General features: G+C 75.3%; 10 protein-coding genes. 2 read left to right on the top strand and 8 right to left on the bottom strand.

The features are described from left to right. Positions 1–12: 12 nt before the first annotated feature. From ACIQTO_RS12535 to ACIQTO_RS12510, 6 genes are all read right to left on the bottom strand, one after another. Complete coding sequence (locus tag ACIQTO_RS12535) at positions 13–1,191, bottom strand: NUDIX hydrolase (RefSeq protein ID WP_402386716.1); 1,179 nt, start codon at positions 1,189–1,191, stop codon at positions 13–15. 637 nt (positions 1,192–1,828) lie between these two features. Further along, positions 1,829–2,896 carry an SGNH/GDSL hydrolase family protein gene (locus ACIQTO_RS12530; RefSeq protein WP_402386714.1) on the bottom strand — a complete coding sequence of 356 codons (1,068 nt, stop codon included), beginning with the start codon at positions 2,894–2,896 and terminating at the stop codon, positions 1,829–1,831. Beyond that, complete coding sequence (locus ACIQTO_RS12525; protein ID WP_402386711.1) at positions 2,893–4,086, bottom strand: glycosyltransferase; 1,194 nt, start codon at positions 4,084–4,086, stop codon at positions 2,893–2,895. Before ACIQTO_RS12525 ends, ACIQTO_RS12530 begins: the two co-directional genes overlap by 4 nt. Continuing rightward, positions 4,083–5,390, bottom strand: coding sequence for a glycosyltransferase family 4 protein (locus ACIQTO_RS12520; RefSeq protein ID WP_402386709.1), 1,308 nt, complete (start codon positions 5,388–5,390; stop codon positions 4,083–4,085). Before ACIQTO_RS12520 ends, ACIQTO_RS12525 begins: the two co-directional genes overlap by 4 nt. Positions 5,391–5,524: 134 nt before the next feature. Further along, entirely contained in the window at positions 5,525–5,716 is a 192-nt protein-coding gene (locus ACIQTO_RS12515) for a YegP family protein (protein WP_402386706.1), read from the bottom strand. Positions 5,717–6,118: 402 nt separating this feature from the next. Next, the gene (locus ACIQTO_RS12510) at positions 6,119–7,513 is read right to left on the bottom strand and encodes an MFS transporter (protein WP_402386703.1); all 1,395 of its coding nucleotides are present in this window, start codon (positions 7,511–7,513) and stop codon (positions 6,119–6,121) included. A 215-nt stretch (positions 7,514–7,728) separates the two neighbouring features. Between ACIQTO_RS12510 and ACIQTO_RS12505 the strand changes: the two genes are divergently transcribed. Further along, on the top strand, positions 7,729–11,025 hold the full coding sequence (locus ACIQTO_RS12505) for an SNF2-related protein (protein WP_402386700.1): 3,297 nt from the start codon (positions 7,729–7,731) through the stop codon (positions 11,023–11,025). Between the two features lie 9 nt (positions 11,026–11,034). Continuing rightward, positions 11,035–11,241 carry a hypothetical protein gene (locus tag ACIQTO_RS12500; RefSeq protein ID WP_402386697.1) on the top strand — a complete coding sequence of 69 codons (207 nt, stop codon included), beginning with the start codon at positions 11,035–11,037 and terminating at the stop codon, positions 11,239–11,241. 79 nt (positions 11,242–11,320) lie between these two features. On the opposite strand, the gene sph is transcribed toward ACIQTO_RS12500, so the two are convergent. Next, the gene (gene sph / locus ACIQTO_RS12495; protein WP_402386695.1) at positions 11,321–12,328 is read right to left on the bottom strand and encodes a sphingomyelin phosphodiesterase; all 1,008 of its coding nucleotides are present in this window, start codon (positions 12,326–12,328) and stop codon (positions 11,321–11,323) included. A gap of 72 nt (positions 12,329–12,400) precedes the next feature. Then, a complete protein-coding gene (locus ACIQTO_RS12490) occupies positions 12,401–14,497 on the bottom strand; it encodes an MMPL family transporter (RefSeq protein ID WP_402386692.1) in 2,097 nt (698 codons plus the stop codon). Positions 14,498–14,601: the final 104 nt, after the last annotated feature.

Below are 14,601 nucleotides of genomic sequence, written 5' to 3'. Positions count from 1 at the left end.
GTCGGGCCGCGGTCAGTGCACCGGCCGCCCCTCGACCAGCTCGGCCGGCCCGCCGGGCCGGTCCCGGGCGGCGAGGGCGGCGGCCGTCCGGGCCCAGGAGGTGTCGGACAGCAGTGCGCGGGCCTCGGCCGGGTCGCAGAGCCGCCATTCGACCAGTTCCTCCTCGGGCAGCACGATCGAGGCGAGGCGCTCGTCCGGCACGGTACCGCCGTCGAACAGATAGACCAGGACGGCGGTGTCCCGGCCGCTTCGCGGGTCCGCGCCCCGGCCGGGCAACCAGTCGAGGGCCAGCAGCCGGCCCGGCTCGTACTCCCACCCCAGTTCCTCGCGGATCTCCCGCCGGGCCGCCGCCCGGGGCAGCTCCCGGTCGGCCTCGATCCCGCCGCCGGGCAGGGTCCAGTACGGGGCCTCGCCTTCGGGGCCCGGCCACGGTCGCAGACGCACCAGCAGGACGCGACCGGCCGCGTCGGTGAACACCGCCCGGGCCTTGGCCCGGATCCGCGGACGGGTGGCGATGTAGGTGGCCCGGTCCAGTGGGGGCGCGGCCGGTTCGGCGCCGCTCCCGGTGGTGTCGCCACTGAGTGTCAGACCTGCCAACCGGGTGTACGCGGGCGGTGGTTCGACCGTCAGGTGGTCCAGGGTGTGCCCGACGGGCCGGCTGTCCTCCAGCTCCAGCGGACCGGCTGAACGCGGCGCCAGCAGACAGGCGGTGACCCGCCGGGAGAGGCGCGGCGGCAGTGCGTGGGAGGCCTGCTCCGGTGTCAGCCAGGTCCACCCGCCGACCTCGTCGGTGTCCGGCGTGAACGCGGCCGACTGCTCGGGGGTGAGTGGCTCGGCCCAGTAGAGGAGGGCGGCGATCGGCGGGCGGAACCGGTCCGGCGTCCAGTCGACGCAGGCCAGTGGGCCGAGCACGGGTGTGAAGCCGAGCTCCTCGGTGATCTCCCGGACGGCCGTTCGGCGCGGCGACAGGTCCTCCGGTTCCCAGCCGCCGCCGGGCACGCCCACCGGATGCGTCCGGTTGTACGGGAGTCGCACCACCAGCACCCGGCCGTCGTCGGAGGGGAAGAGCACTCCGGCGGCGGCCAGCGCCTCACGTCCGGAGCCACTGCCCTGCCCGTCGTGCCCGTCCTGCCCGTCGTGCCCGTCCTGACCGTTCCGGTCGTCCTGACCGGCCGTCGACGGTGTCGTCACCGATTCAACCCCTCTCACCCGTCCGGGAGTGCCGACTCGTTGCCCGGAACCACGCCCCGTCCGCTTCAACGGTTCCCCGCCACCGCCGGGGGCGAACCGGGAATCAGGCTCGTTCGAGCGGCCGAGACGGTGCGTTCGGGGAGACGTACGGTGATCGCGGCGCCGGCCGCACCACGCCGCCTGCCCGGATCGCGCCCGGATGATTGACGCCAAGGGCTCGCTGACGCGCATGACATGAAGCGAGGGAGTCCACAGGTCGGTTGTGACGCCTGACCTGAACTCCCTCGCGACCGCACTCCACGTGTAGACCGACGACCTGCTGAAGGAATCGCCGCGCCCGGCGCCGTGGCGGCCCGCGGTCGGCATCGCGCCCCGGCTCGGTGCGGCCGAACCGGTCACCCCCGCCGTGATGCGGGCCCTGTTCGGCCTCACTTCCGAACGTCGCCGGATCCGCCACGTATCCGCGCGTCCGCGGCACCTGCTCGCCTATGTGCCCGGGCAGTCGGGCTACGACCGGTGGCTACGCGAGGCCGCCGACCTGGTCGCACGGGTCGACCGCCCGCTCGCGACCGGCACCTCGCTGTGGACGGACCGGGCACACGCACGCGGCCCGCCCGCCGGAGCGTGCCGCGCCCGCTCATGTGAGCGGGCCGATCGCCGCGGCCGTCGCGAGGTCCATCTGCTCGTCGTGGCGGCCGGTGGTGCCGCGAAGACGGGCCCAACTCTCGACGGCGGCCAGGGCGAGCAGTCCGGGGAGCAGGTCCGTGCTGCGCTCGGCGACCCAGCTGGTGCCGCGGGTGGCCATCCACCACAGGTCGGCCGCCACACCGGGGGGCGGGTCGGCGCGGTCGGCGGCGGGGGCCGGACCGAGCGGTCGGCCGGCGGCCGCCAGCAGGTCGTGGAAGCCGCGGGCGATCAGCCGGTGCCCCTCGGCGCTGGGGTGGAGCCGGTCCACGCTCAGCAGCCGGCGGTGCCCCGTCCAGGGCAACTCGGCGACATGCAGGTGGACGGCGCGGTGACGTGCGGAGAGGGCGTGCACCACGGTGTTCAGCGCGCGCATCCGGCGCGCCAGCGGCCGGGCCAGTGGCCGCGGCAGGCGGAGCAGCGCGCCCGCGTCGGGCAGGCAGGCGGTGAGCACCAGGGCACCGCTGCGGGAGAGTTCGCCGAGTGTGGCGTCCAGCTCGCGGGCGGTGCGACCGATGTCGAACCCCGACCGCAAGGTGTCGTTGCCCCCGACCACCACGGCGGCCACCCGGGGGCGCAGCGCCAACGCGGCGGGCAGCTGCTCCGTCGTCAGATCGGTGCTGAGCGAGCCGCTCCGCGCGAGGTTGGTGAACTCGACGCCGACCTCCGGCGGTGCGAGCGAGCCGGCGAGCAGCGCGGCCCAGCCCCGCCAGCCGCCGGCGACCGGGTCGCCGACGCCCTCCGTGAGCGAATCGCCGAGGGCCACGAACCGCACCGGGCGGACGGCGCCCCGGGCACCCGCCTCCCGTTGCCCGCGCACGCCGCCCGGGAGTGCCGTTTCCATGACCTCCACTCCCGGACGGGCCGCCCGCGGGAGGACCGCTTCGGTGACCGCCGCTCCCGACCCCGTCGCTTCGGGGGGTGCCAGGCCCGGCGCCGCGCCGCCCGCCGCCGGGCCGCCCGGGAGCGAGCCGTCCGGGACCGTTCCGCCGCCCTCGTCCGCCACCACGACCGTGCTCATCGCGCCTCCTCCACCTCGTCGGCGGGGGAGGCCGTCCGGTCCGGTGCCGTGGACGACGCCTGGTGCGCGGCGAGGAAGGCCGCCACGGCGGCGGGCCAGCCGTACTGTTCGGCCCGGGCGCGTGCGGCGGCGCGGCGCTCCTCCTCGGGGCGTGCGAGCAGGTCGCGCACCGCCTCCGCGAAACTCGCGCCGGTGTCCTCGGCGGCCGCGCCGGCCGGGCCCACCAGAGCGGGGAGGGCCGACGAACGGCTGACCGCCACGGGAGTGCCGCAGGCGAGGGCCTCCAGCGCGGCCAGGCCGAAGGTCTCCACCGGACCGGGGGCCAGCACCACGTCCGCGCAGCCGAGCAACCGGGCCAGCGCACCCCGCCCGGCCACGTGTCCGAGGAAGTGCACGGGCAACCGGAGCCGCCCGGCCCGGGCCGCCAGCCGGGCCCGGAGCGGCCCGGTGCCGGCCACCACCAGGACGGCCGGCAGCCGGCCCGAGCAGAGGTCGGCGAGGGCCTCGACGGCCCGCTCGGGGTGCTTCTCCGTCGAGAGCCGGGAGCAGAGCACCAGCAGTACCTGCCCCGGGTCCGCGTACCGCGCCCGCTCGTCCGCCCGCTCGACGGCCGTCAGGGGGTGCATGGCGGTCAGGTCCACGCCCAGGGGCGCCTGCACGAGGTTTCGGACGCCCAGCCGGCGGAACTCGGCCGCCGCCCAGTCCGTCGTGCAGAGCACCGTGTCGTAGGCCCGGGCGGTGCGCCCGTTGAGCCGGTCGGCGGCCGCGCCGGCGAGCGGGCCGGGCAGGCCCCAGGTGCGGAGCAGTCCGGTGGCGCTCTCGTGCGACACCATCACCGAGCGGAGCCCGTGGCGCCGTGCCCAGCCGCCGGTCCAGCGCAGGGTGGTGCGGTCGGAGACCTCCAGGCGGTCGGGCGCCAACCGGGTCAGCTCGTGGGCGACCGACCGCCGGTCGGTGAGCAGCCGGTAGCCGCCGCTGCCGGGCAGCACCGGCCCGGGCAGGGTGACGACCAGCCCCTGCTCGGTCTCCTCCTCCGTGCGCCGCTCGCCGGGGACGACGAGCACCGGCGTGTGCCCGGCGGCCCGGTAGCCCGCGCCGAGATGGCGCAGGGCCGTCCGCAGTCCGCCGGAGACCGGGGTGACGAAGTTCGCCACCCGGACGATCCGAAGCGATCTCCCGTGTTCGGTCATGCCGGCAGCTCCTCCACCGCCGGGGTGTGCGCGGCCGGCCGCGCGGGTCCGGCCGCCGGGGCCCCGACCACGCCGGTCACGCCGGCCGTGGGCGCCGCGGCGGTCGTCCCGGCCACCTCGGTCGCGTCCGTCAGCCCGGCCGTCGTCGGCGGCTCGGCTCCCCGGTGCTCCGCCAGCACCTCCGCGTAGTGCCGCAGCAGCAGGTCCCCGACCGCCTCCCAAGTGCGGGCCGTCACCTCCGCCCGCCCGGCGCGCCCGTAGGCGGCCCGCAGTTCGGCGTCACCGGCCAGCGCCGTGACCGCCCGGGCCACCGCCGCGCCGTCCCTCGGCGGTACCAGCAGGCCGGTCCGGTGGTGGGCGACCAGGTCCAGCGGCCCGCCGGCGGCCGGGCCGATCACCGGGACCCCGCTGGCCATCGCCTCCTGGATGGTCTGGCAGAACGTCTCCAGCGGGCCGGTGTGCACGAACACGTCCAGGGTGGCGAAACAGCGCGCCAGCTCGTCCCCGGTCCGGCGGCCGAGGAAGACCGCGCCGGGCATCGCGGCCTTCAGACCGGGCGCGGACGGCCCGTCGCCGATCACCACCACCCGCACCCCGGGCAGCGCCGAGGTGCTCGCCAGCAGGTCGACCCGCTTCTCGGGCGCGAGCCGGCCGACGTACCCGACCAGCACCTCCCCGCCGGGGGCGAGCGCCCGGTGCAGCGCCTCGTCGCGGTGGCGCGGGTGGAAGCGCACCGAGTCCACCCCGCGCGGCCAGAGCCGCACCCGGGGCACACCGTGGGCGGTGAGGTCCTGCGCCGCCGGGGTGGACGGCGCGAGGGTGCGGGCGGCGGCGCCGTGGACGGACCGGATCCGGCGCCAGGCCGCGGCCTCGCCCAGCCCCCGGCCCGCCCGGTAGGCGTGCGCGTACCCGGCGAGGTCGGTCTGGTAGACGGCCACGGCGGGGACGCCGAGCCGGGCGGCGACCTGCACACCGCGGGCGCCGAGCACGAACGGGCTGGCCAGGTGGACGAGGTCGGGCCGGTGCCCGGCGATCGCGGCGGTCAGCTGCCGGCTGGGCAGCGCGATCCGGACCTGTGGGTAGCCCGGCAGCGGGACGGACGGGATGCGGACCACGGGCAGCTCCGCTGCCTCCGGGCCGCCTCCGAAGACGTGCGGCGGGCAGTCGGCCCCCCGCGCGGGTGCCGGGGTGACGACGAGCGGCTGGTGACCCCGGCGGACCAGGTGTTCGGCCGTCCGCAGCACGCTGTGGGCGACTCCGTTGACCTCGGGCGGAAAGGATTCGGTGACGATGACGACGCGCATGCCAGAGTTCTGTCCGCCCCCGACGTGCAGGCGGCCAAAGGGATCTGTCAAACAAACGAACGCGGGTCGGCGATTTGTGCCACCGACCCGCGTTTCTGCCCGCACCCCGCCCGCGGCGTGGTGCGCCCGAGCTGTCAGGCCGGACCGGCGGCCGTCTCCTTGAGCTCCGCGTAGGGCGCGAGCTTCCGGATCGACTCGATGCTCCTGACGCAGTCGTCCCGGGTCTCCTGCGGGTCACCCGTCACCACGACGGTGCCGTTGCTCGCCTTGAGCCGGAACCGGTGCATGCCGCTCTCATCGGTGTACAGCTCGAATCGTCCTGCCATTGGGTCTTCACCTTTCGGTCCGGTAGCCCCCTCGAACCGCAACGTAGGCCCAAAAGCCCTGTGGCGCTTGTCAGATGAGGCATTCGGGTATCCGCCGAACGGGGCACCCGCCCGGGTCCCCGACGGAGAACCGGACCCAGGACCGGAGCGCCGCGGGAGGACCGCGACGACGCCCGGTCGGCACGCTGTGGCCCCCCGACCGGGGAGAGCGGTCCTGCCGGTGGACGGAGGAGGGTTGCCCGCCGTTCTTCGGGGCTCTCTCCGTCCGGAACAACGTCGACGACCCGGGCCTCGGCGGACGGGCGCCCCGCTACCGGCGGGTCAGGACGGCGGTGGCCCGCGACGAGTCCCAGTCGGATCATGGCCCGTCGTCGACGACGGCGTCCAGTCGGTGCGGGCGGCCTACCGCCTCGGGCCGTCCGTCACGCCGTCCGGCATGCCGTCCGTCACGCCGTCCGTCATGCCGGCCGACCGCAGGGCCGCCGTTTCCGGTGCCACGCCGACACCCGTGCCCGCCGGCCGGTCGGCAGCCGGCTCCGCCGACGCGGCCAGTGCCGCCAACCGCCGCTCACAGGCGCGGCGTTGCACGACGGAGAGCCCCGCGACGGCGGCTCCGAGCGTCAGCCAGCCCGCCGGTCCGGCGGCCATCACCACGCCGGTCAGCAGCAGCGGTCCGGCGGACTTCTGGACGGACTGCGCCATGCCGGCCACGCCCAGGTAGGAGGCCCGGGCCCGCTCGGGCGCCAGCGAGACCGCCAGCTCCCAGGAGCTCACCGATCGCATCAACTCGGCGGCGGTGACCAGCATCGCCGCGATCAGCAGCGCTGCCGCGGCCGCCCAGGTCCCTCCGCCGGTGCCGACCGCCACCACGACACAGCCCGCCGCCATCGCCGCCCCGTAGAGGGTCACGGCGGCGGCCGCGCGGTGCGGACCCTCGGCACGGGCGGAGACCCGCAGTTGGAGCACCACCACCAGTACGGTGTTGATCACCAGGAAGGCGGGCACGAAGGCGTGCGGGGCCGAGGTGTGATTCACCAGCCAGAGCGGCAGCCCGACGTTGAGCACCGAGTCGTCCAGGCTCATCGGGATGTCCAGCAGGACGAAGCGCAGATACCCGCGGTCCCGCCACGGGCCGGGGGCGGGCCGGTGTTCCGCCCGGACCGGTACGCCGGCCCGCGCCGCCACCCGTCCGCCGCCGCGCGGCTCCCGGGTGCGCCGCACCAGGGCGGCGGTGACCGCGAACGACAGCGCGTTGCCCAGCACCAGCGCCCGGTAGGCGTTCTCGGTGCCCACGGCCAGGCCGATCGCCGCGACACCCGCGCCCAGTGCGTACCCGGCGTTGGCGGCGCTGCGGGTGAGTGCCTGGTAGGTGGACCGCCGCCCGCCCGTGGCCCGGGTGGCGAACAGCATCTCCAGTGTCTTGGCCGCCCGCTCGGCCAGGCAGGTGAGTGCCATCACGGCGAGCAGCGGCACGAAGCCGTCGCACAGCAGGAGCAGGTCCATCGTGCCGAGTCGCAGCAGGTGGCATCCGATCAGCAGCCCCCGGACGGGGAACCGTTCGGCCAGCTGCCCGGCGAGCGGGGAGCCGGCGATGCCCGCCACCGCGGCCGCGCCCAGCAGCAGGCCCACCTGCTGGGCGTCCAGCCGTGTCACGAAGGTGAAGTACAGCACCGAGGACGCCGCCCACACCCCCGTTCCGGCCCGGTCCAGGAACTGGGCGAGCAGCATGATCCGCCCGTCCCGCCCGCCCGGTGGCCGGCGCAGTTGCGCCAGCAGTCCGCCCCCGTGGTGTGCCATGGTCCGCCCCTCGCCGCTCCGGTGTCCGGGGAGCAGCCTGCCCGACATGAATCTCGACGTCAAGATACTTGATATCGACATACCTTCCGGTCGGTGGTGACCCATCCGCCCGGCGCCCGCCCGTTCCCGGGTCGACAGGCTGGTCCGGCCGGCCTGTCCGACCCCGAAGCTAGGCTGGGAGGCCCGCTGTCCCGCCGCCCGGAAGGCCCTCGCCGATGTACGCCCTGCACGCGCTCTGGCGAGCCGACGGCCGCCTGGCCCTCTGGGCGGAGGACGCCGCGGTGTACCGGGCCGGACGTGCCGCGGTCCACCGCGGTGTGGCGGACGGGGCCGGTGCGGGGCGGGCGGACGGCCCCCGGGCCGGCGCCCATCCGTACGCCTGCGCCGCGGGCGACGTCGCCCGGCTGCTCGGAGCGATCGGGCCGGGGCTGGACTGGCTCGCCGGTCAGGGGGTGGAGCGCTGGACCGGTCTGTGGCTGCCCGCCCTCGGCGGCCGCCCGGTCCCCTCGCCCGATCTGCCGGTGGGCGCCGCGCCGCGCGGGGTCACGCTGAGCCCCTGGCGGGTGCCGACCCTGCTGTTCGACGCCGCCGAGGCGGCCCAGCTGCTCGGCGCGCTGCACGATCCGCACTGGCCGGGTGCGACCGTCGAGCTGCCCGGCGGCGAGTCCGTCGAGCTCGCGTACGGAGCCTCGCTGCGCTGGTTGTCCGCCGTGCACGACCTCGCCTGGCGGCTGGTCGGGCGGGGGCGGCTGCTGCCCGCGCTGGAGCGGGAGCGGCCGGGGGAGTGGTACGCGCGGTGGCGGCCCGCCCCCGATGCCCCGGCCCGCCGGGAGCTCGCGGCCCTGGTCGCCGGCTGTCCGCCGATCTGCCGCGCCGAACACCACCCGCCGGGACCGCACGCGCCCGGACCGCACGTGCCGGGACCGCACGCGCCGGGACCGCACGTGCCGGGACCAGATACGCCCGGACCGCACGCGCCCGGACCGCACGCGCCCGGATCGCACCCGTCCGGGTCACACCCGTCCGCGCCCCGCGCGTCCGTGCACCACCCGGCCGAGCGGGGCGCCGACGCACCGGCCCCCGTCGGGCGTGCCGCCGTCGAGCTGGCCGAAGAACTGCTCGACACCCTGGTCGACCGTGAGGCCCGGGTCGCCCTCGCGGACCTCGAACCGCCCGCCGAACCCTGGCTCGCCGCGCTGTACGGCGCCGACGGCCGGCTCCCCGGGGCCCCGCCCGCCGACCTGCCCGAGCGGCTCACCGCCTGGTACGCCGCCCGGCCGGCCGGCAGCCCGGTCCGGCTGAACCTGCGCCTCGGCGAACCGCTCGGCCCGGACCCGGACGACCCGGACGGCGGCGCCGTCGCCGACTCCTGGCGGCTCGACCTGCTGGTCCAGGCCGTCGACCGGCCGTCCCTGGTCGTCCCCGCCGCCGCGCTGTGGGCCGAGGACGAGGCGTTCGCGGCCCTGGCCCGGACCGTTCCCGATCCGGCCGGGGCCTACCTGGCCGAGCTCGACCGGGCCGCCCGGATCCACCCGCCGCTGCGCACCGCCCTGCTGACGCCCCGCCCCACCGGAGTCGACCTCGATCGCGACGGCGCCCTGGACTTCCTGCGCACGGCGGCGCCCGCCCTCACCGGGGCCGGCTTCGGTGTGCTGCTCCCGGCCTGGTGGCAGCGGCGCCCCCGGATCGGGCTCGCCCTCACCGCGGCTCCGGCCGCCTCCCCCGGGGCGGTCAAGCGCACCGCGCAGATCGACCGGGATGCCGTACTGGCCTTCCAGTGGCAGCTCTCGCTCGGCGAACTGACCCTCACCGAGGAGGAGTTGGCCGAACTCGCGGCGGCGCAGCAGGGTCTGGTCCGGCTGCGTGGCCGCTGGATCGAGGTCGACCAGGCCCAACTCGCCGCAGCCGTAAGGTTCCTGGCCGATCACGGCAGCGGCACGATGGAGCCGGTCGAGCTGCTGCGGCTGGCCGTGGACGACGGCGCCGTCGTCGACGGTCTCCCCGTCACGGCCGTGCACGCCACCGGGCCGATCGGCGAGCTGCTGGCCGGCGGGCCGGCCGACGCGAGCCGGCTGCCGGAACTGCCCGCCGGGTTCACCGGTGCCCTCCGTCCGTATCAGCGTCGGGGGCTGGCCTGGCTGGACGCCCTCGGCCGGCTCGGCCTGGGCGCCGTGCTCGCCGACGACATGGGTCTCGGCAAGACCGTCCAGACCCTCGCCCTGCTCGCGCTGGAGCAGGAGCGCGGCGACATCGGGCCGACCCTGCTGGTCTGCCCGATGTCGCTGGTCGGCAACTGGCAGCGGGAGGCCGCCCGGTTCGCGCCCGGCCTGCGCGTCCACGTCCACCACGGCGTCGACCGTACGGCGCCCGATCCGTCCGCGGACCTGGTGATCACCACCTACGGGCTGGTGCAGCGGGACACCGCCGATCTGCGCCGGATCCGCTGGCGGCGGATCGTCGCCGACGAGGCCCAGCAGATCAAGAACCCGGCGGCCCGGCAGTCGAGGGCGCTCGGATCGCTGCGCTCCGGCCCCCGGATCGCCCTCACCGGCACCCCCGTCGAGAACCGGCTGGCCGATCTGCACGCCGTCCTGGACTTCGCCAACCCGGGCCTGTTCGGCAGCGCGGAGTCGTTCAAGGAGCGCTTCGCGGTCCCGGTCGAGCAGTCCGGCAACGCCGAGGTCGCGGCCCGGCTCCGGCGGTTGAGCGGGCCGTTCCTGCTCCGCCGGAGCAAGAGCGACCCGCTGATCGCCCAGGACCTTCCGGCCAAGCAGGAGTTCACCGTCCACTGCGGTCTCACCGCCGAACAGGCCGGCCTCTACCGGGCGGTGGTCGCCGATCTGCTGCAACGCCTCCGGGGCGCGCGGGGTGTGGAGCGCAAGGGCGCGGTGCTGGCGGCGATCGGCCGGCTCAAGCAGGTGTGCAACCACCCGGCCCAACTCCTGCACGACGGGACGGAGGTGGCCGGGCGCTCCGGCAAGGTCGAGCGCTTGGTCGAGGTGCTGGCGGAGGCGCTGGCCGAGGGGGACCGCGCCCTGGTCTTCACCCAGTACGCCGAGTTCGGCACGATGCTCCAGCCGTATCTGCGCCGGCGCCTGGACGAGGAGGTGCTCTACCTGCACGGCGGGGTGTCCAAGGGGCGGCGGGACGACCTGGTCGAGCGGTTCGGGGCCCCGGACGGGCCGAGGGTCTTCCTGCTCTCGCTCAAGGCCGGTGGCACCGGCCTCAACCTCTCCGCCGCCAACCAGGTGATCCACCTCGACCGTTGGTGGAACCCCGCGGTCGAGGACCAGGCCACCGACCGGGCGCACCGGATCGGCCAGCGCCGCGACGTGCAGGTCCGGCGGCTGGTCTGTGTCGGCACCGTCGAGGAGCGGATCGCCGACCTGATCGCCGCGAAGCGCGCGCTGGCCGACGCCGTGGTCGGCGGCGGCGAGCAGTGGCTGGCCGAGCTGTCCACCGAGCGGCTGCGCGAGCTGCTCACCCTGTCCGCCGACGCGATCGGAGAGTGACCCGCCGCCATGCCCGTACCCGGTGACCGCCCGCTGGCGCAGTGTCTCGACTTCTTCTGGCAGGGCCGTATCCCCTCGCCGGTCGCGTCCGCCGAGGGCGGGAGTGAACCCGCCCCGGTGGTCGATGAGTTGGACACCTCCGGCATCACCGTGCGCGGCCGCCCGCTGGAGGCGCTGCTCGCCCCCGCCTACCGGCGCTTCACCGACACCGGCTGAGCCGCCGGCCCCGCTCCCGAACCGGTCCGGCCGGTGCCCGGGGCGTACCCGCGGGCACCGGCCGGGCAGACCCGCCGACCTACCGGGCCGTCAGCGGGTAGTGGTCGGAGAGGTCGTCGTAGGTGTAGCTCGTGCCCCAACTGCTCACCGTCCACGGCGCGCTGTGCGAGCGGACCACCGTGTTGGTGTAGCTCGCGGGCCGCGCGTGGTCGGCCCGGTAGAGGACGTAGTCCAGGTCCTCCTTGGGCTCGCCGGGGTAGCGGTAGGCGGCGATCGAGTTGTCCACCGTGTCGAAGGAGTTCGCCCAGCCGTCGCGGGTGTCGGCGGGCGCCACGTTCGCGTTGGCCAGCAGCGAGGGGTACTCGCTGCCGTGGGAGTCGATGTTGAGGTCGCCCGCGAGCAGCACCGGCTCGGCGGCCGGGATGTTCTTGCCGTCGACGAACGCCTTCATCGCCTTGAGCTGCGCCGCCCGGATCGCCGCGGGCTGACCGGCGGAGCAGCCGGTGTCGGTGGACTGCAGGTGCGTGCCGATGACGTGGGTCCGCAGGCCGTTGACGTTCAGCACCGCGTAGACGAAGCCCTTGTTCGACCACCAGTCGCTGCCGCAGGCGTCCTTGAAGACGTACTGCTCCTTGCGCAGGATCGGCCACTTGCTGAGCAGCGTCACCCCGCCGTCCTCCGGGGTGGTCGAGCTGAAGCTGCCGCCGGTGGCGTCCCAGCCGCCGGTCGAGCGGCCGACCACCGGCGTGTGGTACGGGTACGCGGCCGAGGCCTGCGAGGTGAGCAGGTCGGACGCGGCGTTGTCGAAGGCCTCCTGGAGCACGACCACGTCGTGGCCCCGGAAGACGTCGGCGGCGGCGATGGCCTTCGCCCGGTAGTCCTGGCCCCAGTTGGGGTACAGGTTCTTGCTCATCAGGAACACGTTGTAGGTCAGCACGTCGAGCGGTGCCACCGTCGGCGCGGCGGCCGCGGTCGTGGCCGGGGGAGTCGCCGCCTGTGCGGCGGCGCAGGGGGCGAGCAGGGCGGCGGCGACGGCGCAGGCGGCGGCCACGCGCGCGGTGCGGCGAAGGGCGGTGGGAGTTGGCATGCGCGCAGTCAACGCGCCCTCGGCCACGCCCGGCAAGACGTTCGACGATAACCGTATGAACTCACTGGTAACTTAAAGCTGTCTGTCCAACTCGCTTTCCGGGTGGCGAACTTGCGTGGACAACTTCCCGGGCCACCACATGTGCCGGTCCAGGTCCATGGTCAGCGCTGTGACCAGCACCGAGCGCACCACCAGCGTGTCCAGCAGCACCCCGAGCGCCACCGCGAAGCCGATCTCGGCGAATCCCACCACCGGCAGCGTCCCGAGGACCGCGAAGGTGCTGGCCAGGATCAGCCCGGCGGAGGTGATCACCCCGCCGGTCGCGGCCAGCCCGGCCACCGCGCCCTGCCGGGTGCCGTGCTGCGCCGACTCCTCCCGCACCCGGGTCATCAGGAAGATGTTGTAGTCGATCCCGAGCGCGACCAGGAAGACGAAGACGAACAGCGGGAACGCGTTGTCCTGGCCCTCGAAGTGGAAGACGTGCTCGAAGAAGAACACGCTGATCCCGAGTGCCGCCGCGTACGACAGCACCACGGTGGCGATCAGCACGAGGGGCGCGGTGACCGCCCGCAGCAGCAGTGCCAGGATCACCAGCACCACGCCGAGCACCAGCGGGATGATCGCCCGGTTGTCGTTCGTGGCGGCCCGTCCGGCGTCCAGGATCACCGCCGTGCTGCCGCCCACCTTGGCGTCGGCGTTCGGCACCGCGTGGACGGCCGTCCGCACCCGGTCCACGGTGTCCTTGGCGGCCTGGCTGTCCGGTGGATCGGCGAGCGTGGCCTGGAACAGTGCCTGCCCCTCGTGCGTGGTCGGTGCCGACGTCCCGGCGATCCCGGGCGTCTCCTGCGCGACCGCGCGGACGGCTCCGGCCTCGCGGGCCGTGCTGATGACGGTCAGCGGAGCACCGGTGCCGCCGGGGAAGTGCTGCTCCAGCACCTGTTGGCCGACCACCGAGTCCGGCGTCCCGGTGAAGGAGCCGGCCGTGCTCAGACCGGTGGCGTTGAGCGAGACCAGCCCGACGCAGCAGGCCCCCAGCGCCAGCGCGGTGCCGATCCACACCTTGCGCGGACGGCGGCCGATCCAGGTGCCGACATGCGCCCAACGGCCGGTCCTCGTCGGCTCCGGCGTCCCGAACGTGGGCTTGACCGGCCAGAACACCCAGCGGCCGACGACCACCAGCAGGGCCGGCAGCAGCGTCAGCATCGCCGCCAGGGCCACCAGGACGCCGATCGCGCAGACCGGGCCGAGGCCTCGGGTGGAGTTCATCTCGGCGATCAGCAGGCAGAGCATCGAGGCGACCACGGTGGCCGAGGAGGCCAGGATCGCCGGCCCGGCGCGGTGCAGGGCGAACGCCATCGCCTCGTGCCGGTCCTCGTGCCGTCGCAGCTCCTCCCGGTAGCGCGCGGTGAGCAGCAGCGCGTAGTCCGTTCCCGCGCCCAGCACCAGCACGATCAGGATGCCGGCGCTCTGCGCGTTGACGGTCAGCCCGGAGTGCTCGGCGAGCAGGTAGATCACCGCCTGGGAGACCACGAGCGCGCCCGCCGCGGAGATCAGCGGCAGCGCCCAGAGCACCGGGCTCCGGTAGGTGAGCAGCAGCAGGATGATCACGACGCTGACGGTGGCGGCCAGCAGGGTGCCGTCGATGCCCGCGAAGGCCTCGGCCTGGTCGGCGCCGACCCCGGCCGGTCCGGTCACGTGGGTGGTCATGCCCATGCTGTCGGCCGCGGCCGTCGCCCGCATGCTGTCCACCGCCGGGCGCAGGTCCTGCCAGCCGCCGGTGCCGATGTCGACCGGCACGATCGTCTGCATCGCCTGGCCGTCGGCGGAGAGCTCCGGACCGATCACCGGCCCCAGGACGTGCGGGGCGGTGGCGAACGCCATCGCGTCGCGGGCGGCCTCCACCCGGTCGGCGGGCGTGATCCCGCCGGCCCGCTGGTACACCACCACGGCCTGCGCGGTGTCCACCGGTTGGAAGGCCCGCTGCTCGTTCAGCACCTGGGTGGACTCCGCGTTGCCCGGCAGCCAGCTGGAGGCCTGGTTGTCCTCGGCGTCGGTGAGTTTGCCGGCCAGCGGTCCGGCCACCACCAGCAGCACCAGCCACAGGGCCAGGACCACCCACTTGCTGCGCCGGCCGCACGGCAGCGCGGCCAGGTTCCGGGTCGGGCTCATCGGAAACCCCCAGGGGCCTCGGGCATCAGTCGTTCCAGCCTGCCACCGCCCCCGTGGCCCGGCAGCCCGGGTCGCTCGCCCGGGGGATCCACCGGCGCTCCCCG

The organism is Kitasatospora sp. NPDC091207, assembly GCF_044768625.1.
Taxonomy (GTDB): domain Bacteria; phylum Actinomycetota; class Actinomycetes; order Streptomycetales; family Streptomycetaceae; genus Kitasatospora.
This window is presented reverse-complemented; position numbering and strand designations above follow the sequence as displayed.